The organism is Pseudomonas khorasanensis (assembly GCF_014268505.2).
Classification (GTDB): domain Bacteria; phylum Pseudomonadota; class Gammaproteobacteria; order Pseudomonadales; family Pseudomonadaceae; genus Aquipseudomonas; species Aquipseudomonas khorasanensis.
Window position 1 is genome coordinate 57,093 of sequence record NZ_JABWQP020000007.1, and the last position, 16,353, is coordinate 73,445.

Consider the following 16,353-nt stretch of genomic DNA (forward strand, 5'->3'; position numbering starts at 1 on the left):
AGCAAGGCATTCCCGTGGACCCCCTCTATATAGAAGACACCGACGATTTGGCTGGGCAACCCGACCCCGCTCGAAACCTGCCGACACCAGCTCAGGATGTACGAGAACGAGTTCGAAGCGCTCACTCTCAAGCTCAATCGAGCGCTGGCGAATATCGAAGGCTTGGTCAGAGACAATGATGCACTCAGGCTGGAGAGGGATTCTCTCAAGGCCAAGCTTCAGTACGCCGAAGGGGATTTACTGAGCGAGAGGCGAAGATTCGCCGACGTCGAGCACAGCAGAAACCATCTGTTCAATGAAAACCAGCGCCTGCTCAGGGAGCTTCGCGATAACGAGGAGGAAGAGTGAGCCTGATTCGGGCTACGGAACATTCTTGAAGAAGATGTGGTGACCGAGCTTGAGTGTCTGTTTGGCCTTCGCCGCCCATGCCGGCGCCTTGATGCTGGTGGCGTAGTAGTGGGTGGCGCCGCCGGTACGGTCCGGCACCTTTCCGTCGATCACCTGGTCAGCAGCAATCCGGCACTGGGCAAGCTCGCGGAACGGGATCTCCTTCACGCCGATCAGGAACTGATAGTTCGGGTCGGTCTTGTTCCAGCAGCTGAACTGCCATGGCTTTTGGCACACGCCGGCGTAGCCCTCCCCCACCACGACTTCTCCTTGCCATCGAACACGCGGTTGCGGATCGTCCAGGCCACGGCGATCTGGCCGGCAGGTCCCTCGCCTCTCGCCTCGCCCCAGATCGTGCGCGCGAGGATGTCTCGGTCTTTTTCGGTAACAGTCATCACTTTTCTCCAGGCAAAAAATACCCGCTCGATGGCGGGCTGATTAGGGCGTCGAAATGAATTGTATCGAGGGCGGTATATTCAGATAATAGCAGGATACAATCATCCTACAGCGAAACTCTAATAGGAATAACAAATGCGACAAGAACGCATTGAGTGGATAGATGCTTTAAAATTCGTTGGAATATTTTACATTTATCTAGGACATATGGGACCGCCAGCCGGAAAAATATATACATTCGTCTTCACCTTTCACGTTGCATTATTCTTTTTTATATCAGGCTGCTTCGCCGAGTCAGGAAAAAACAAAAAAATATTGCCTTTTATCGCTGCCAAATTTAGACAGCTAATGATTCCCTATTTCATTTACTCAGCAATTTCAATTTTTTTATACATTCTATCAACACCGGACAGCTCTGAATTCACAAACCTTATGGGCTATCTTACCGATGCAGCGCTAGGGGTTAGAGACCACACCATTTACGCCCCGGCACTTTGGTTTTTACCGTGCATATTTATCACATCAATAATATTCAGACTCCTACAAAGTTTAAGTCCAAAAAAATACATTATACCGCTAATAATATTAGCTTATCTCACGGTTAACTTATACTCATTGAATTTTTTCCCAATGTCTCAGCCTGTTCTATGGCTCAACATAGATAGCGCCCTTTACTACATAATATTCTATTGCTTGGGTTGGTTATCGATAGATAAAATAAAAACGACCAACTGGGCGATCTCCTCAACAAACCCTATAGGAATCGTTATTTTCCTCCTACTATCGGCACTATGCTCCGTGGTTTTTATAAAGGGAATTGGATACCCACTAAAAACACTAGACATCCCAATGCCGCTTATATTCCGAACTTTATTCAACATTGGCATAGTGATGCTAATCATCATATTCCACTTCTTTATAGCTAATGCAATCTCTGGAATCCCAATGGTTAATACCTTGGGAAAAGACACGCTAACTCTATGCGGAACAGAAACAATCACCAAATCTATTTTGTCAGCTAGCGCAACAACTATAGGCCTAAGCCTAAATATTTTCAGTGGCTTCTCGGCTGTAGTCTTTACAACTGCAATGCTCGGCTTTTCCTATTACGCGGTGCTACCTATCAAAAACCACATTACAAAGCACCATGCCATGAACAAATTTGGTAGCCAAGCCAAGAGACCAAACACAAGTGTAGCTTCATAAAGCGTCAGATGGATGCTCACCCATAAATCAGACACACACAAAGGATTGCCTGCAACAACCCGCCCTGCTTTTAAAAGCAGCAATCGAGCGTAATTAAATGGGATGGATTTTCAGGAGGGTCTAAAGGGGCGACTGTGGGAATAATCAGGATTATTTATTCCCCACGCCATCACTGCCTTACGGTAGTTGCGCCAGTCGCGAAGAACAAGCGGCGCGGTGGCCAGATCGTTCTCGTCCTCGATGTAAAGCAGGTTGTTGGCGATGAATGCCATTTCCTCTGTTCGCCACTCTGTCTCTAAGGTCACATCGTCGGGCGATGGATTCAGGTGTGCCTGCACTTCGCTATCCGACATCGGGATCAGGTCGGGGAGGATGTATTCATCCTGACTTCCATCGGATTCGTAGGCATAAACCATCCCTTCAGCGTTTTTGAAATACTTCATCATCGCAACTCCATCCAGGCGCCAAGCGTCGCCGTGCCGCTGGTGATCGAAACTGCATATGTAGTCCCGGGCGGCACAATGAAAGAAAAGTTCAAGGTATTGACCCCTGTAGCAGAGGTTGTAAGTCTGAGGATTGTCAGCGAACCCACGATGCACGAAAGAAAGCCGGCCGTGCCCTGCACTACCCACCCTGATACGGCAATCGAACGATTCGTTGAGTTCGTGTACCCAGTGGTGAGGGCTCGGCTTGACGTGACATCTGTCCAGGTCTGACCCATGCCAAGCCCAGCATGCTGCCAAGAGCCGTCTCCTTTCAGAAACTTCTCTTTGTCGGCAATCAATTACAGCGACGTGCCTTCCGCCGCTATTGCTGCCGCGAACCTCAGAAACAAACTCAACTTCGGGAGTGTGACGCCATGATCACCAAGTGCTTACTCGGCTGCACCCTCTTCTTCTGGCTTCCATTGATACTGACCATAAAGGCGGTGATCGGATGAGCAACAAGCTGCGTGAAGACATTACCGCGTACATGTGCAAGCAGAGCATGTCGGTCGGGGGCTGGTTCTGCGCTTGGTGGTTTAGACACCACATCGATCATGGCGCGCTCGGCACGCGAGCAATCCGAAAGGAACTCGAACGGATGGAGAAAGCCAGGCTGGTGCGCTCTGATCACTCCCAAATGAACAACACCAAATGGCAATTGACCGAGGTGACGCCATGATCGCCCTTGCCTGGTTCGCCTACGTGTACTGCTACTAGGGGCCGCGGTGATTACCTCAGGCTTGCTTTTTCGCCTTGGCCCATCCGCACACCATCAAAACCAAGCCGGGAATCCAAAAGGCAGGCGCGGTAATGGCAAAACCGCAAACAGCCATCGGTAGCCCAGTTAGAAACAACGGATTTCGAAACGCCTTCTCCATAGCAACCTCTCCTTAAGAATATCTCTCATTAAATCACAATGCCTGCCGGTGTGCGGCGGGCGAGGAATTCGCATGTCTGAGAAAAATATCAAAGCCATCATGGACCAGGCCCAGGTGTTCGCCAGCAGCTGGTCAATGGTTGGCGGGCCGTTCGCCGCAGACGATCAGCTTGAGCGCGCAGAAGAAGAAAAGGTGGAACTGCAGAAGCTCGTAACCCATGCGCTTGAAGGATCGGTCAACGCCCCGCAGGACGTCGGCGAAATGATCCAGTCGTTACTGGCTTGGCATAAGCGGCAGGCCGACCAGTTGCAGATTATCAGCGACAACGCAAAGGAAGGCGTAACGCTCCAACTCGGCATCGAGGACCCCGTCGAGATCGCCCTGACAAAAGACATGGCTAAAGGATTGCGGATCGGGCTTGTACTCGCCCTGGAACGCCTCGGCAAATTACCGATCAGTGTCAGCCATGACGGCGATGACGACCCCGATCTGGATGACGACGAATAACCCATCACCACCCTCTGTCGCCACGCGCGGCATGGAGCACCCCTATGTCAAATCGCAGCGCGGCTCAGGTCGCGCCCATCCTCCCGCGCTTCATTCGCGCCGGCGAGGCATACGGCTACCTCGGCATGTGCCGGGACGAATTCAACAAAACGGTTCGCCCGAACGTCCGCGAATTCCCGATCGGGAAACAGGGGATCGGTTTCGACCGTCTCGAGTTGGACGAGTGGGCCGACCGCTACATCGAGTCGATGGCAATTGAAAAGGCCGCCACTCAGGACAACAATCGCCCTCGCAGCGAGCGCCAGGGCAAGAAGAAAGGAGCAACGCCGTGGCCCAAAAAGCAATCACCGGCCTCCAGCAAATGCCGAACGGCATCTGGAAGATCGACAAAAAGTACAGAGGAGAACGAATTCAAGAGAGTACTGGCACTTGTAACCGCGCCGAAGCAGAGCAGTACCTGATCCACAAGCTGGAGCAGTTACGCCAGCAGAAGGTGTACGGCGTCCGGCGGGTCAGGACGTGGCGGGAGGCGGCGACTCGCTTCCTCCTTGAGGTCAAGGATCAGGCCTCTATACACATCTCGGCCACTTATATGGAGCAGCTCGACCCGTTTATTGGTGACATGCCGCTGACCCACATCGATGACGATGCGCTCGCGCCATACATCAAGTCGAAGCTAAATCCTGCGGTAAGTAAGCCGGTCACGAACCGGACAGTGAATATCGCGCTCCAGCGGGTCATCCGTGTGTTGAACCTCTGCGCGCGCAAGTGGCGTGACCAGGAGCGCCGGCCGCTGCTGGACGTGGTGCCAATGATTTCCCTGCTGGACGAGAAGACGAACAGCCGAAAGCCTTACCCGCTTTCATGGGAAGAGCAGTCGATCCTGTTCGCCGAACTCCCGGCGCACCTTCAGACCATGGCGATGTTCAAGGTCAATACAGGTTGCCGGGAGCAGGAAGTCTGCAAGCTTCAGTGGAATTGGGAGATTGCGGTACCTGAGCTGGGAACGAGCGTGTTCCTGATACCGGCGGGATTTGGGGGAAGGAGTGCCAGGTCTGGCGTGAAGAACCGAGACGAGCGTCTGGTCGTGATGAATGACGTTGCCAAGTCAGTGATCGAGAAGCAGCGCGGCAAACATCCGCTCTACGTTTTCCCGTTTGGCAAGCCAGATGGTGATGGGAATGAAACGACGGTTCACCGCATGAATGACTCGGCCTGGAAGAAGGCGCGGATCCGGGCGGCGAAGAAATGGCAGGAGAAATTCTTGCGGCCGGCACATGACGGCTTTGCCAGAATCCGAATTCACGACTTGAAGCACACCTTTGGGAGAAGGCTGCGTGCTGCTGGCGTGACTGAGGAGGATCGCAAAGCGCTGCTCGGCCACAAGAACGGCAGCATCACCAGTCACTATTCGGGCGCTGAGCTCGGGCATCTGATTGAGGCTGCAAACATGGTATCAGCAACCGATTCGCGTGGGCCTGTGCTGACAATCTTGAAGAGGAAGCAGGCGTGAGAAATGGAGAAGTCACGCAAATGTCACGCGCATGAAAAAGGCCAATGCTGTGAACATTGGCCTAAGTCATTGAAATATATGGTCGGGACGGAGTGATTCGAACACTCGACCCCTAGCACCCCATGCTAGTGCGCTACCGGACTGCGCTACGCCCCGACTGATTTTGCATCTGCTCTCCACTTCGAAGAGCGCTCAAGAATATAGCGCAAGCATTTGAAAACTGGAAGTATTCAAACGAAGCTTTTTATTTCTTGAGTACCACCAGAACGTCTTCCAGCTCGGCAATCATCTGCCGAATCATCTGCTTGTACTGAGTGGTGTCGTCTTTGGCTTCATCGCCGGATAAACGCAGGCGCGCTCCGCCGATGGTGAAACCCTGATCGTAAAGAAGCGCGCGGATCTGCCGGATCATCAGCACGTCCTGGCGCTGATAATACCGGCGGTTTCCGCGGCGTTTGACGGGGTTGAGTTGAGGAAACTCCTGCTCCCAATAGCGCAGCACGTGTGGCTTTACGGCACACAGCTCGCTGACTTCACCGATGGTGAAGTAGCGTTTGCCCGGGATGACGGGTAGTTCGTCGTTATGACTTGGTTCCAGCATAAGCCTCAACTCGGGCCTTCAACTTCTGCCCTGGACGAAAGGTGACCACACGGCGAGCCGTGATCGGGATTTCTTCCCCCGTTTTCGGGTTGCGGCCAGGCCGCTGGCGTTTGTCCCGAAGGTCGAAATTGCCAAAACCGGACAATTTGACCTGCTCGTTGTCTTCAAGAGCGTGCCTGATTTCTTCAAAAAACAGTTCGACCAATTCCTTGGCTTCCCGCTTGTTCAGGCCCAGCTCTTCATACAGACGTTCCGCCATCTCAGCTTTCGTCAAAGCCCCCATACGTCACTTCCTTAACGTGGCGTTCAACCTTTGTTCGAGCGAGGTGAGGATATTTTGCGTCGTCGAATTCACCTCATCGTCATTAAGAGTGCGCGATGGATGCTGCCAGGTCAAGCCAACTGCAAGGCTTTTTCTATCAGGATCAATACCTTTACCCTGATACACGTCAAACAGCCTGAGCTCTGTGAGCCATTCGCCTGCATTTTCACGGATTACATCCAGTACAGCCGAGGCTGCGACGTCTTTATGCGCAATCAATGCAAGGTCACGACGCACTTCAGGAAAGCGCGACAACTCGTGGAATTTAGGCATTTTACCAAGCGCCACTTCCGCCAGAACCAGCTCGAAAACGAACACCGGACGATCAAGGCCCAGAGTTTTCGACAATTCAGGGTGGATCGCGCCGATAAAGCCCACTTCACGGCCTTCGCGCTCGATGCGTGCGGTTTGACCCGGATGCAACGCCGGGTGCTTGCCCGGTGCGAACGTGAACGAATCCAGCGCGCCCGCGAAGCCGAGCACGGCTTCCACGTCAGCCTTGACGTCGAAGAAGTCGACGGTGTCGCGACCTTGCGCCCAGCCTTCCGGCAAGCGGCTGCCACAGACAACACCAGACAACATCGGCTCCTGCTTCAGACCGTCCAGTTGACCGACAAAACGCAAGCCGCTTTCGAACAGACGGACACGATCCTGCTGACGGTTGAGGTTGTGCTGCAGCGCCTTGACCAGACCCGGCCACAGCGAGGAACGCATCGCCGCCATGTCATTGGAGATCGGATTGGCCAGCAATAGCGGTTCGACGCCCGGATTGAAGAGTTCGAACTGTCGCGGATCGATGAAACTGTAGGTGATCGCTTCCTGATAACCACGAGCCACCAGCAGACGGCGCAGTTCCGGCAGATCGCTGCGCGCTTCGGCCTTGGCCTGAGGTGCCAGACGCGCCTGCGGGTAACGGACCGGCAGACGGTTGTAGCCGTACAGACGAGCCAGCTCTTCGATCAGATCGACTTCCAGGCTGATATCGAAGCGATGGCTTGGCACTTCTACGCGCCACTGCCCTGCTCCGTCTGCGGTAATGTTCAGACCCAGGGCGCTGAGCAGACGCTCAACCTGTGCCGAATCCATTTCCATGCCGAGCATCTGTGTAATGCGTTGCGAACGCAAAGTGATCGGCGCGATCGACGGTAGATGTTGCTCGCTGACGGTCTCGATGATCGGGCCGGCTTGGCCGCCGGTGATTTCCAGCAGCAGGCCGGTGGCGCGCTCCATGGCTTCACGGGCCAGCTGCCAGTCCACGCCACGTTCATAGCGGTGCGATGCATCGGTATGCAGACCGTAGGACCGAGCCTTGCCTGCGACAGCGATCTGGTCGAAGAATGCAGACTCCAGGAACACATCACGCGTGGTCGCGGATACACCGCTGTGCTCGCCGCCCATAACACCGGCGATCGCCAGTGCGCGAGTGTGGTCGGCAATTACCAGGGTGTCGCTGCGCAGAGAGACTTCCTGGCCGTCGAGCAGAACCAGCTTTTCGCCTTCTTCTGCCATGCGCACACGGATGCCGCCATTGATTTCGGCGAGATCGAAAGCATGCAACGGTTGACCCAGTTCGAGCATCACGTAGTTGGTGATGTCTACCGCGGCGTCGATGCTGCGCACGTCGGCGCGACGCAGACGCTCAACCATCCACAACGGAGTCGGCTTCGACAGGTCAACGTTACGGATAACGCGACCCAGGTAGCGCGGGCAGGCGGCAGGCGCCAGCACTTCTACCGAGCGTACTTCATCGTGCACGGCTGGAACGGCTGCAACCACCGGGCGAGTAACCGGAGCGGCATACAGCGCACCGACTTCACGGGCAAGACCCGCCAGCGACAGGCAGTCGCCACGGTTCGGAGTCAGGTCGACCTCGATGCTAGCGTCTTCCAGGTCCAGGTACACACGGAAGTCTTCGCCGACCGGCGCATCGGCCGGCAGCTCCATCAGACCGTCGTTGCCTTCACCGACCTGCAGCTCGGCTTGCGAGCAGAGCATGCCGTTGGACTCGACGCCGCGCAGCTTGGCTTTCTTGATTTTGAAGTCGCCTGGCAGTTCAGCGCCGATCATGGCGAACGGGATCTTCAGGCCCGGACGCACGTTTGGCGCTCCGCACACGACCTGGAAGGTTTCCGCGCCATTGCTCACCTGGCACACACGCAACTTGTCGGCATCGGGGTGCTGCTCGGTGCTCAGCACCTCGCCCACGACCACGCCACTGAATACGCCGGCGGCCGGCGTAACGCTATCGACCTCAAGACCGGCCATCGACAGACGAGCAACCAGCTCGTCACGATCTACCTGCGGGCTAACCCAGCCACGCAGCCATTGTTCACTGAATTTCATCCTGCTCTCCTAAGAATTCGTTACGACTAGCGAAATTGCGCGAGGAACCGCAAGTCGTTGTCGAAGAACAGACGCAAATCGTTCACGCCGTAACGGAGCATGGCCAGACGCTCGACGCCCATGCCGAAGGCAAAGCCGGAAAACTCTTCCGGATCGATGCCGGACATGCGCAACACGTTCGGGTGCACCATGCCGCAGCCCATCACTTCCAGCCAGCCGGTCTGCTTGCACACGCGGCAGCCTTTACCGCTGCACATCACGCATTCCATGTCGACTTCGGCGGATGGCTCGGTGAACGGGAAGTACGAAGGACGGAAACGTACGGCCAGCTCTTTTTCGAAGAACACCCGCAGGAATTCTTCGATGGTGCCTTTGAGATCGGCAAAATTGATGTCGCGATCAACCAGCAGGCCTTCGACCTGGTGGAACATCGGCGAGTGGGTAATATCGGAATCGCTGCGATACACGCGACCTGGGCAGACGATGCGGATCGGCGGCTGCTTCGATTCCATGGTGCGGACCTGTACCGGCGAGGTATGGGTGCGCAGCAACATGCTGGCGTTGAAATAGAAGGTGTCATGCATCGACCGGGCCGGGTGATGGCCTGGGATGTTGAGCGCTTCAAAGTTGTGATAGTCGTCTTCAACCTCGGGGCCTTCGGCAATGCCGTAGCCGATGCGGGTGAAAAACTGCTCGACACGCTCCAGAGTCCGGGTAACCGGATGCAGACCACCGGAGGTCTGGCCACGGCCCGGCAACGTCACATCGATGGATTCGGCAGACAGTTTGGCAGCCAGTTCGGCTTCTTCAAACAGCGCCATGCGCGCGTTGAGAACGCCTGTAACACGCTCCTTGGCAACGTTGATCAGGGCGCCAACTTGCGGACGCTCCTCTGCCGGCAGATTCCCCAGGGTCTTCATCACCTGAGTCAATTCGCCCTTTTTGCCAAGGTACTGAACCCGGATTTGCTCCAGGGCATTGATATCTTCAGCGCTTTGCACGGCCTCTAGTGCTTGAGAGACCAGCGCATCCAGGTTTTCCATGTACAGACTCCAGATACAAAATAGGGGAAGAGCTTGAAGGCTCTTCCCCTATTTATGACGTTTAACACCTGACCCCACAGAGGTGAGGCCGGGTGACTGTCGGGGGTACTTAAGCCAAGGTGGCTTTAGCTTTCTCGACAATCGCAGCAAACGCCGCTTTTTCGTTCACTGCCAGATCAGCCAGAACCTTACGGTCGATCTCGATGGACGCTTTTTTCAGGCCAGCGATGAAACGGCTGTAGGACAGACCGTTAACACGAGCACCAGCATTGATACGAGCGATCCACAGAGCGCGGAACTGACGTTTTTTCTGACGACGGTCACGGTAGGCGTATTGGCCTGCCTTGATTACCGCTTGCTTGGCAACACGGAATACGCGGGAGCGTGCGCCGTAGTAGCCTTTAGCAAGTTTCAGAATTTTTTTGTGACGCTTACGGGCAATGACGCCACGCTTTACACGAGCCATGAGTTACTTCCTCTATTCTTGACTAAATTAACGAAGGCGCAGCATGCGCTCGACTTTTGCCACGTCAGACGGATGCAGCAAGCTGCTACCGCGCAGTTGACGCTTACGCTTGGTCGACATTTTAGTCAGGATGTGGCTCTTGAAAGCGTGCTTGTGCTTGATGCCGTTAGCAGTTTTCAGAAACCGCTTGGCAGCACCACTTTTGGTTTTCATTTTTGGCATGTTCGGATACTCCGCATTCAGTTGATAAACATAATCAGAAGGCCTGCCGTGCCCTGTTGATTACTTCTTCTTTTTCGGGGCGATGACCATGATCAGCTGGCGTCCTTCCATCTTAGGATGCTGTTCGACCGAACCGTACTCGAGCAGGTCAGCTTCAACCCGCTTGAGGAGTTCCATCCCCAGCTCCTGGTGGGCCATCTCACGGCCGCGGAATCGCAAGGATACCTTGGCCCTGTCCCCATCACTCAGGAAACGTACCAGGTTGCGCAGTTTTACCTGGTAATCCCCTTCCTCCGTCCCTGGACGAAACTTGATTTCTTTAACCTGAATCTGCTTCTGGTTCTTCTTCGCCGCGGCAACCTGCTTCTTCTTCTCGAAGATCGACTTGCCGTAGTCCATCACCCGGCAAACCGGTGGGACTGCGTCTGCGGAGATTTCCACCAGATCAAGCTTTGCTTCTTCAGCGATACGTAGCGCTTCATCAATCGAGACGATGCCAATCTGCTCGCCATCAGCGCCAATTAACCGAACCTCGCGTGCCGAGATATTCTCGTTGATCGGGGCTTTCGGTGCAGCTCGTTTATCTTGTCTCATTTCACGCTTAATAATAATTACTCCGAATCTGGGCGACCACGCCGGGAAACCGCTTGCGCGAGAAACTCAGCGAACTGGGCGACGGGCATCGAGCCCAGGTCAGCACCTTCACGAGTACGCACAGCGACAGTCTGCATCTCGACTTCCTTATCTCCGATAACCAAAAGATAGGGAACCTTGAGCAAAGTATGCTCGCGGATTTTAAAGCCGATCTTTTCATTTCTCAAGTCGGACTTGGCACGAAAACCGCTTTCGTTGAGAGTTTTTTCAACTTCAGCAACAAAATCTGCCTGTTTATCAGTGATATTCATGATCACTGCCTGGGTCGGCGCGAGCCACGCAGGGAAGGCACCTTCGTAGTGCTCAATCAGAATCCCGACGAAACGCTCGAACGAGCCGAGGATCGCACGGTGCAACATCACTGGGTGTTTGCGGCTGTTGTCTTCAGAGACATATTCAGCGCCCAAACGGACAGGCAGGTTAAAATCGAGCTGCAAGGTACCACACTGCCACACCCGACCGAGGCAATCTTTCAGCGAGAATTCGATCTTCGGACCATAGAACGCGCCCTCGCCCGGCTGCAGATCGTACGGCAGGCCCGCTGAATCAAGGGCTGCAGCCAATGCGGCCTCAGCGCGATCCCATAACTCGTCTGAACCGACGCGTTTTTCCGGACGAGTGGACAGCTTCATCTCGACGTCGGTGAAACCGAAATCGCGATAAACATCCATGGTCAGCTTGATGAAAGCAGCGGATTCGGCCTGCATCTGCTCTTCGGTGCAGAAGATGTGCGCGTCGTCCTGAGTGAACGCTCGTACGCGCATGATGCCGTGCAACGCACCCGATGGCTCGTTACGGTGGCAGGCACCGAACTCGGCCAGACGCATCGGCAACTCGCGGTAGCTCTTCAGGCCCTGATTGAACACCTGCACGTGGCATGGGCAGTTCATCGGCTTGATAGCGTAGTCGCGATTTTCCGACTGGGTGGTGAACATATTGTCGGCGTAGTTGGCCCAGTGCCCGGATTTTTCCCATAGGCTGCGATCAACGACTTGAGGAGTCTTGATCTCAAGATAGCCGTTGTCGCGCTGGATCTTGCGCATGTACTGCTCGAGCACCTGGTACAAGGTCCAGCCGTTCGGGTGCCAGAACACCATGCCCGGGGATTCTTCCTGGGTGTGGAACAGGCCTAGACGCTTGCCGATCTTGCGGTGATCGCGCTTTTCAGCTTCTTCGATGCGCTGGATATAAGCCGCCAGCTGCTTCTTGTCTGCCCACGCGGTGCCGTAAACGCGCTGCAGTTGCTCGTTCTTGGCGTCGCCACGCCAGTAGGCGCCCGACAGCTTGGTCAGCTTGAAGGATTTCAGGAAACGCGTGTTCGGCACGTGCGGGCCGCGGCACATGTCGACGTATTCTTCGTGATAGTACAGACCCATGGCCTGCTCGTTCGGCATGTCCTCGACCAGACGCAGCTTGTAGTCTTCGCCGCGGGCCTTGAACACTTCGATCACTTCGGCGCGCGGAGTGACTTTCTTGACGACGTCGTAATCCTTCTCGATCAGCTGCTGCATGCGCTGCTCGATGGCGGCCATGTCTTCCGGCGTGAAAGGACGCTCATAGGCGATGTCGTAATAGAAGCCTTCGTCGATGACCGGCCCGATCACCATCTTCGCAGTCGGGTACAACTGCTTGACCGCATGACCGACCAGGTGAGCGCAGGAGTGGCGAATGATCTCCAGCCCCTCTTCATCCTTTGGCGTAATGATTTGCAGGGTCGCGTCGCTGCTGATGATGTCGCTGGCGTCGACCAGTTGGCCATTGACCTTGCCGGCCAGTGTGGCTTTGGCCAGACCTGCACCAATGGATGCGGCGACCTCAGCTACGGAAACCGGGTGATCGAATGAACGTTGACTGCCGTCGGGAAGAGTAATAGTTGGCATGGCGCCTCCTCTCCTAGTGGTGACCCCTACCAAAGGTCACGTGGGTTGGGATGAGCCAGTACAAGATCCGATCCAGGCCATTCAATGACGAACGCCTGCCTTACAGCGGCAGGAGCCTTGCGGCCAACCGGAAAACCGAACCAGAGTGACTGGGATTCAAATCGGGAATATTCGCACGCCGACCGCACCGGGACTGAAGGTCATCGGCGCCTGAGAACGCTTGAGCCCGGCATGCTAGCACAGATGAGCGGTCGCTTACGCCCTGATTTAGCACAAGGCGGATCGTCCATTTTTATGCCAGAGTGCTGAACTTGATAGGCCCTTGCGCCCTCAGATAACAAGACATTGACCCACAAGGAGCATCCTCGCATGCGTCTGAAAAGCTTATTCGCCGTCGTCGCCCCCGTCGTTCTGCTGCTGCCACTGAGCGCCCATGCCGACTGGCCGAAAGGCGAGCGCGAGAAGTACATGACCCAGTGCACCCAGGCAGCCACCCAGCAAATCGGTGCTGCTGCGGCGAAATCCCACTGTGCTTGCGGTGCCGACGCCATCAAGTCCTATCCGGCCAGCGATATTCAGGCGCTGATGGACAACAAGGCAACCCCCGAGCTCCAGCAGAAAGCGCTCGGCCAGATCGCCAAATGCAAGGCAAATCCTCCGGCTAAAAAGTAAAAAAACCGGCCGTGATTGTCCGGTAAAGGCCAGAGAAAAGTGCTCGAATTGAGCGTTTTTGGACGATTTATGCAAGTTTTACAGGTTTTTTTATCGCCTTTACGTTTCGCTGCAGCCCTTTCAAACCGGGGCTTTCAGCGCAAAGAGGTGATAAAGAAAACACGACTGATTGGCAAACAGCACGTCCGGGGGGCTCCCAAATCGAACATTTCGACTATGATACCCCGGTGTGCCCAGTTGGCCTGAGCAGCACAGTACTACTGAAAATATATGTTTCTTGGAGATACACCATGTCTAATCGCCAAACCGGCACCGTTAAATGGTTCAACGATGAAAAAGGCTTCGGCTTCATCACTCCTACAGGTGGCGGTGACGACCTGTTCGTACACTTCAAAGCTATCGAATCCGACGGTTTCAAAAGCCTGAAAGAAGGCCAGACCGTCTCTTTCGTGGCTGAGAAAGGCCAAAAGGGTATGCAAGCTGCACAGGTTCGCCCAGAGTAATTTCTCGGCGCGCTAAAAAAACCCCGTCCAGGTGACGGGGTTTTTTATGCCTGACACAAAAACGATCAGCCGCAGTTGACGCGAGTGACGACCAGATTGTTGTCGGTGTTCAGGTTCAAACGGTCGGAGCGGTATTCCAGAGTGATCATATCGGTAGGCTTCAGGAAGCGAGCATTTTGCGCTCCAGCCTTGGCACGCGCCTGATCGAGCAATTCAGGGGATGCTTTCTTGCCGATGGCAAACTGCGCTGCCAATGCTTCGCAGCGGCTACTTGTGGATTCAGCGGCCACGGGATCCTTTGCCGACTCGCTGGAAGTTGTGCTGCAACCGGCCAACAGAGCAGCGGCCATAAGTGCACCCAGTGTCGCGAACTTCAAAGGCATGAAGCCTCCTTGTTTTCAAATGTTTAAGCAGAGATCGTGCGACCGCCAATGCGGCGTTTGGTTTCACGGCCAACGCCATGGCCCTGCCCCACGAACAGAAAAACGCCGAGTGTGCCTGAGCTGCGCTCAGGGCTCATCACTCAATCGTGACTGGATATTAACGGCGCTCAATAAACGTCGATGTAGTCAAACGGCGGGTTTGGCCAGTTGTCTTTGAGCGCGTTAAAGATCTGGGTCACCCAGACTTCGTCACTGGCTGCGACATTGCCCACATAGCCCGAGCCCTTCGCCCACGTTTCGAGGCGAAACGACAAACCGTCGATGTCCTGCCCACCGGTCACGCTGGACAGATAGGCAATGCCGTCTCTGGTCACGCGCAATTGGGTGTGTTCGTCGTCGCTGGCCGAGGCGAGGAGTTGACGCACAGCCTCGAGTGTCAGGCCGTCGGGGGTTTTCAGATCGATCTGCACAGCGGAGGTCCCTGGAAAGCCGAAAAGACCAAGTGTCGCATAGCGCTCCGCTCATGCCTAAGTCGCAGTGCCAAATACCGCGCAAAATGGTTAACTCGAACTCAGACTTCCCGACCTTTCGAGCCTCCCATGACCAGCGTATACATCGATGCCGACATCAAAGCCAAATGGGTGGACGGGCACAGTTCCTACAGCCCGGGCACGCCGGAAGAACTGGCGTTGATCGGCATCGATTTGTTGGTCAGAGAACTGGGGATAGAAGCGGCACAGGATTTTATCAATCGAGTTTTCGAGCGACACCTGAGCGGGCAGGCCGAACCGGCACAATGAGAACCCGCAGGTGGGTACCTGCGGGCTGATTGCTTACTTCAGACGCTTCAATCGCTCGGTCAGCAGATCGAAGAAACCCTGGGCGTCGCCGTTTTCCACCCAGAACGCATTTTTCGGTGCCTTGAGGCCGTCGTACCAGTCAACAATGGTCTGCCCGAAAGTCGGCCCTTCCCGGCTATCGACTACAACGTTGACCGGCCGGCCCGTGAACAGCTCTGGCTTGAGCAGATAAGCGACAACGGTCGCGTCGTGCACTGGCCCGCCAGGAATGCCGTAGTGCTCCATATCGCCTTTGATGTACTCGTTGAGAATGTCGCCGACAATTTTGCTCGCATTGTTGTTCAGCGCAGCAATCTGCTTGAGGCGGGCATCGCTGGTGAGGATCTTGTGCGTCACGTCCAGCGGCAGGTAAGTCAGCTTCACGCCGCTCTTGAGCACCACTTCAGCGGCCTGAGGATCCGCGAACAAGTTGAATTCAGCCACCGGAGTGATGTTGCCGCCATTGAAGTGCGCTCCACCCATGATCACCACTTCCTTGATGCCCTGGACAATCTCGGGCTCCTGGATCAGCGCCAGTGCCAGGTTGGTCTGCGGACCGAGCATGGCAATGGTGATGCTGTGCGGTTTGGCGCTTTTCAGGGTATCGATCAGATAGTTGACCGCATTGCCTTTCGCCAGGCCTTTCTTCGGCTCGTGAACCGTGACACCTGACAAGCCTTCCTTGCCATGAATGTTCTCGGCGTAGATGGGCGTGCGCATCAGCGGTTTGGGCGCACCGGCATAAACCGGCACATCTTCGCGCCCTGCCCATTCGCGAGCCAGCCGCGCGTTGCGTGAAGTCTTGTCCAGACGCACGTTGCCGGCGACGGTCGTCAGGGCCCGGATATTCAATTCATCCGGCGACGCCAGGGCAAACAGCAGGGCGACCACATCGTCAGCGCCCGGATCGGTGTCGATGATCAGGTCGATTTTTTCGGCCGCCTGAGCGCCGGTCGCGGTTATCACGGACAAAAGCAGCAGGCTCCGGATCAATTGATGGAGTTTTTCAGCATAACGTTGCATGGCGCATTCCTTGTGCAGGTGAAATCGAAG

The 16,353-nt window shown here is 55.3% G+C and carries 22 protein-coding genes, 1 tRNA gene and 1 pseudogene; 9 read left to right on the top strand and 15 right to left on the bottom strand.

Features of this window, described 5'->3' with window-relative positions:
• Positions 1-96 precede the first annotated feature (96 nt).
• Positions 97-348 (top strand): hypothetical protein, encoded by a 252-nt coding sequence (locus HU727_RS16280; protein WP_186532570.1) that lies wholly within the window; start codon positions 97-99, stop codon positions 346-348.
• A gap of 12 nt (positions 349-360) precedes the next feature.
• Here the strand turns inward: HU727_RS16280 and HU727_RS16285 are convergent.
• Positions 361-782 (bottom strand): annotated as a pseudogene (locus HU727_RS16285) (cell wall hydrolase).
• 136 nt (positions 783-918) lie between these two features.
• On the opposite strand from HU727_RS16285, the gene HU727_RS16290 reads away from it, so the two are divergent.
• The gene (locus tag HU727_RS16290; protein ID WP_186532571.1) at positions 919-1,989 is read left to right on the top strand and encodes an acyltransferase family protein; all 1,071 of its coding nucleotides are present in this window, start codon (positions 919-921) and stop codon (positions 1,987-1,989) included.
• A 110-nt stretch (positions 1,990-2,099) separates the two neighbouring features.
• Here the strand turns inward: HU727_RS16290 and HU727_RS16295 are convergent, their stop codons facing one another.
• Positions 2,100-2,432 carry a hypothetical protein gene (locus HU727_RS16295; RefSeq protein WP_186532572.1) on the bottom strand — a complete coding sequence of 111 codons (333 nt, stop codon included), beginning with the start codon at positions 2,430-2,432 and terminating at the stop codon, positions 2,100-2,102.
• Positions 2,433-2,925: 493 nt separating this feature from the next.
• Between HU727_RS16295 and HU727_RS16300 the strand changes: the two genes are divergently transcribed.
• Positions 2,926-3,153, top strand: coding sequence for a hypothetical protein (locus HU727_RS16300; RefSeq protein ID WP_186532573.1), 228 nt, complete (start codon positions 2,926-2,928; stop codon positions 3,151-3,153).
• Positions 3,154-3,208: 55 nt separating this feature from the next.
• Here HU727_RS16300 and HU727_RS16305 read toward each other — a convergent pair whose 3' ends face one another.
• A complete protein-coding gene (locus tag HU727_RS16305; RefSeq protein WP_186532574.1) occupies positions 3,209-3,352 on the bottom strand; it encodes a hypothetical protein in 144 nt (47 codons plus the stop codon).
• A 72-nt stretch (positions 3,353-3,424) separates the two neighbouring features.
• Between HU727_RS16305 and HU727_RS16310 the strand changes: the two genes are divergently transcribed.
• From HU727_RS16310 to HU727_RS16315, 3 genes are read left to right on the top strand one after another with little or no spacing between them, the layout of a single operon-like run.
• Entirely contained in the window at positions 3,425-3,859 is a 435-nt protein-coding gene (locus HU727_RS16310; RefSeq protein ID WP_186532575.1) for a hypothetical protein, read from the top strand.
• 44 nt (positions 3,860-3,903) lie between these two features.
• The gene (locus HU727_RS25755) at positions 3,904-4,320 is read left to right on the top strand and encodes a hypothetical protein (protein ID WP_189673824.1); all 417 of its coding nucleotides are present in this window, start codon (positions 3,904-3,906) and stop codon (positions 4,318-4,320) included.
• Positions 4,221-5,372 (top strand): tyrosine-type recombinase/integrase, encoded by a 1,152-nt coding sequence (locus tag HU727_RS16315; protein ID WP_189673815.1) that lies wholly within the window; start codon positions 4,221-4,223, stop codon positions 5,370-5,372. Before HU727_RS25755 ends, HU727_RS16315 begins: the two co-directional genes overlap by 100 nt.
• Positions 5,373-5,451: 79 nt before the next feature.
• Here the strand turns inward: HU727_RS16315 and HU727_RS16320 are convergent.
• The 9 genes from HU727_RS16320 to thrS form a co-directional block, all read right to left on the bottom strand.
• Positions 5,452-5,528: transfer RNA gene (locus HU727_RS16320), tRNA-Pro, on the bottom strand.
• 88 nt (positions 5,529-5,616) lie between these two features.
• Positions 5,617-5,973 carry a MerR family transcriptional regulator gene (locus HU727_RS16325; protein WP_003179985.1) on the bottom strand — a complete coding sequence of 119 codons (357 nt, stop codon included), beginning with the start codon at positions 5,971-5,973 and terminating at the stop codon, positions 5,617-5,619.
• On the bottom strand, positions 5,954-6,256 hold the full coding sequence (ihfA, locus tag HU727_RS16330; protein WP_002553164.1) for an integration host factor subunit alpha: 303 nt from the start codon (positions 6,254-6,256) through the stop codon (positions 5,954-5,956). The genes HU727_RS16325 and ihfA overlap by 20 nt, the downstream gene beginning before the upstream one ends.
• Before the next feature lie 3 nt (positions 6,257-6,259).
• Positions 6,260-8,638: a phenylalanine--tRNA ligase subunit beta gene (gene pheT / locus HU727_RS16335; protein WP_186532577.1), complete on the bottom strand. Its 2,379-nt coding sequence runs from the start codon at positions 8,636-8,638 to the stop codon at positions 6,260-6,262.
• Positions 8,639-8,664: 26 nt separating this feature from the next.
• Positions 8,665-9,681, bottom strand: coding sequence for a phenylalanine--tRNA ligase subunit alpha (gene pheS / locus HU727_RS16340; RefSeq protein WP_047300473.1), 1,017 nt, complete (start codon positions 9,679-9,681; stop codon positions 8,665-8,667).
• A 109-nt stretch (positions 9,682-9,790) separates the two neighbouring features.
• On the bottom strand, positions 9,791-10,147 hold the full coding sequence (gene rplT, locus HU727_RS16345) for a 50S ribosomal protein L20 (RefSeq protein ID WP_002553161.1): 357 nt from the start codon (positions 10,145-10,147) through the stop codon (positions 9,791-9,793).
• Positions 10,148-10,174: 27 nt separating this feature from the next.
• Positions 10,175-10,369, bottom strand: coding sequence for a 50S ribosomal protein L35 (rpmI, locus tag HU727_RS16350; protein WP_002553160.1), 195 nt, complete (start codon positions 10,367-10,369; stop codon positions 10,175-10,177).
• 60 nt (positions 10,370-10,429) lie between these two features.
• Entirely contained in the window at positions 10,430-10,981 is a 552-nt protein-coding gene (gene infC / locus HU727_RS16355; protein ID WP_172604547.1) for a translation initiation factor IF-3, read from the bottom strand.
• Positions 10,981-12,903, bottom strand: coding sequence for a threonine--tRNA ligase (gene thrS, locus HU727_RS16360; protein WP_186532578.1), 1,923 nt, complete (start codon positions 12,901-12,903; stop codon positions 10,981-10,983). The genes infC and thrS overlap by 1 nt, the downstream gene beginning before the upstream one ends.
• Positions 12,904-13,272: 369 nt before the next feature.
• Between thrS and HU727_RS16365 the strand changes: the two genes are divergently transcribed.
• Positions 13,273-13,575 (top strand): hypothetical protein, encoded by a 303-nt coding sequence (locus HU727_RS16365; RefSeq protein ID WP_186532579.1) that lies wholly within the window; start codon positions 13,273-13,275, stop codon positions 13,573-13,575.
• Between the two features lie 290 nt (positions 13,576-13,865).
• Positions 13,866-14,078: a cold-shock protein gene (locus HU727_RS16370; protein WP_047229330.1), complete on the top strand. Its 213-nt coding sequence runs from the start codon at positions 13,866-13,868 to the stop codon at positions 14,076-14,078.
• A gap of 65 nt (positions 14,079-14,143) precedes the next feature.
• On the opposite strand, the gene HU727_RS16375 is transcribed toward HU727_RS16370, so the two are convergent.
• Both HU727_RS16375 and HU727_RS16380 read right to left on the bottom strand, forming a co-directional pair.
• Positions 14,144-14,461 carry an I78 family peptidase inhibitor gene (locus tag HU727_RS16375; protein ID WP_186532580.1) on the bottom strand — a complete coding sequence of 106 codons (318 nt, stop codon included), beginning with the start codon at positions 14,459-14,461 and terminating at the stop codon, positions 14,144-14,146.
• Positions 14,462-14,628: 167 nt separating this feature from the next.
• Positions 14,629-14,931: a hypothetical protein gene (locus HU727_RS16380; protein ID WP_186532581.1), complete on the bottom strand. Its 303-nt coding sequence runs from the start codon at positions 14,929-14,931 to the stop codon at positions 14,629-14,631.
• Positions 14,932-15,060: 129 nt separating this feature from the next.
• Here HU727_RS16380 and HU727_RS16385 point away from each other — a divergent pair, with 129 nt between their 5' ends.
• Positions 15,061-15,261, top strand: a complete 201-nt coding sequence (locus tag HU727_RS16385) for a hypothetical protein (RefSeq protein WP_186532582.1) — start codon at positions 15,061-15,063, stop codon at positions 15,259-15,261.
• Between the two features lie 33 nt (positions 15,262-15,294).
• Here HU727_RS16385 and HU727_RS16390 read toward each other — a convergent pair whose 3' ends face one another.
• The gene (locus HU727_RS16390) at positions 15,295-16,323 is read right to left on the bottom strand and encodes a nucleoside hydrolase (protein ID WP_186532583.1); all 1,029 of its coding nucleotides are present in this window, start codon (positions 16,321-16,323) and stop codon (positions 15,295-15,297) included.
• Positions 16,324-16,353 lie beyond the last annotated feature (30 nt).

Excerpts from the sequence above, each read along its gene's own strand:
- rpmI (WP_002553160.1), bottom strand. The coding sequence starts at position 10,369 with ATGCCAAAAATGAAAACCAAAAGTGGTGCTGCCAAGCGGTTTCTGAAA.
- HU727_RS16390 (WP_186532583.1), bottom strand. The coding sequence starts at position 16,323 with ATGCAACGTTATGCTGAAAAACTCCATCAATTGATCCGGAGCCTGCTG.
- HU727_RS16305 (WP_186532574.1), bottom strand. The coding sequence starts at position 3,352 with ATGGAGAAGGCGTTTCGAAATCCGTTGTTTCTAACTGGGCTACCGATG.
- HU727_RS16300 (WP_186532573.1), top strand. The coding sequence starts at position 2,926 with ATGAGCAACAAGCTGCGTGAAGACATTACCGCGTACATGTGCAAGCAG.
- HU727_RS16325 (WP_003179985.1), bottom strand. The coding sequence starts at position 5,973 with ATGCTGGAACCAAGTCATAACGACGAACTACCCGTCATCCCGGGCAAA.
- HU727_RS16280 (WP_186532570.1), top strand. The coding sequence starts at position 97 with ATGTACGAGAACGAGTTCGAAGCGCTCACTCTCAAGCTCAATCGAGCG.
- HU727_RS16315 (WP_189673815.1), top strand. The coding sequence starts at position 4,221 with ATGCCGAACGGCATCTGGAAGATCGACAAAAAGTACAGAGGAGAACGA.
- HU727_RS16375 (WP_186532580.1), bottom strand. The coding sequence starts at position 14,461 with ATGCCTTTGAAGTTCGCGACACTGGGTGCACTTATGGCCGCTGCTCTG.
- ihfA (WP_002553164.1), bottom strand. The coding sequence starts at position 6,256 with ATGGGGGCTTTGACGAAAGCTGAGATGGCGGAACGTCTGTATGAAGAG.
- HU727_RS16290 (WP_186532571.1), top strand. The coding sequence starts at position 919 with ATGCGACAAGAACGCATTGAGTGGATAGATGCTTTAAAATTCGTTGGA.
- HU727_RS16370 (WP_047229330.1), top strand. The coding sequence starts at position 13,866 with ATGTCTAATCGCCAAACCGGCACCGTTAAATGGTTCAACGATGAAAAA.
- pheS (WP_047300473.1), bottom strand. The coding sequence starts at position 9,681 with ATGGAAAACCTGGATGCGCTGGTCTCTCAAGCACTAGAGGCCGTGCAA.
- rplT (WP_002553161.1), bottom strand. The coding sequence starts at position 10,147 with ATGGCTCGTGTAAAGCGTGGCGTCATTGCCCGTAAGCGTCACAAAAAA.
- pheT (WP_186532577.1), bottom strand. The coding sequence starts at position 8,638 with ATGAAATTCAGTGAACAATGGCTGCGTGGCTGGGTTAGCCCGCAGGTA.
- HU727_RS16385 (WP_186532582.1), top strand. The coding sequence starts at position 15,061 with ATGACCAGCGTATACATCGATGCCGACATCAAAGCCAAATGGGTGGAC.
- HU727_RS25755 (WP_189673824.1), top strand. The coding sequence starts at position 3,904 with ATGTCAAATCGCAGCGCGGCTCAGGTCGCGCCCATCCTCCCGCGCTTC.
- thrS (WP_186532578.1), bottom strand. The coding sequence starts at position 12,903 with ATGCCAACTATTACTCTTCCCGACGGCAGTCAACGTTCATTCGATCAC.
- HU727_RS16365 (WP_186532579.1), top strand. The coding sequence starts at position 13,273 with ATGCGTCTGAAAAGCTTATTCGCCGTCGTCGCCCCCGTCGTTCTGCTG.
- HU727_RS16295 (WP_186532572.1), bottom strand. The coding sequence starts at position 2,432 with ATGAAGTATTTCAAAAACGCTGAAGGGATGGTTTATGCCTACGAATCC.
- HU727_RS16310 (WP_186532575.1), top strand. The coding sequence starts at position 3,425 with ATGTCTGAGAAAAATATCAAAGCCATCATGGACCAGGCCCAGGTGTTC.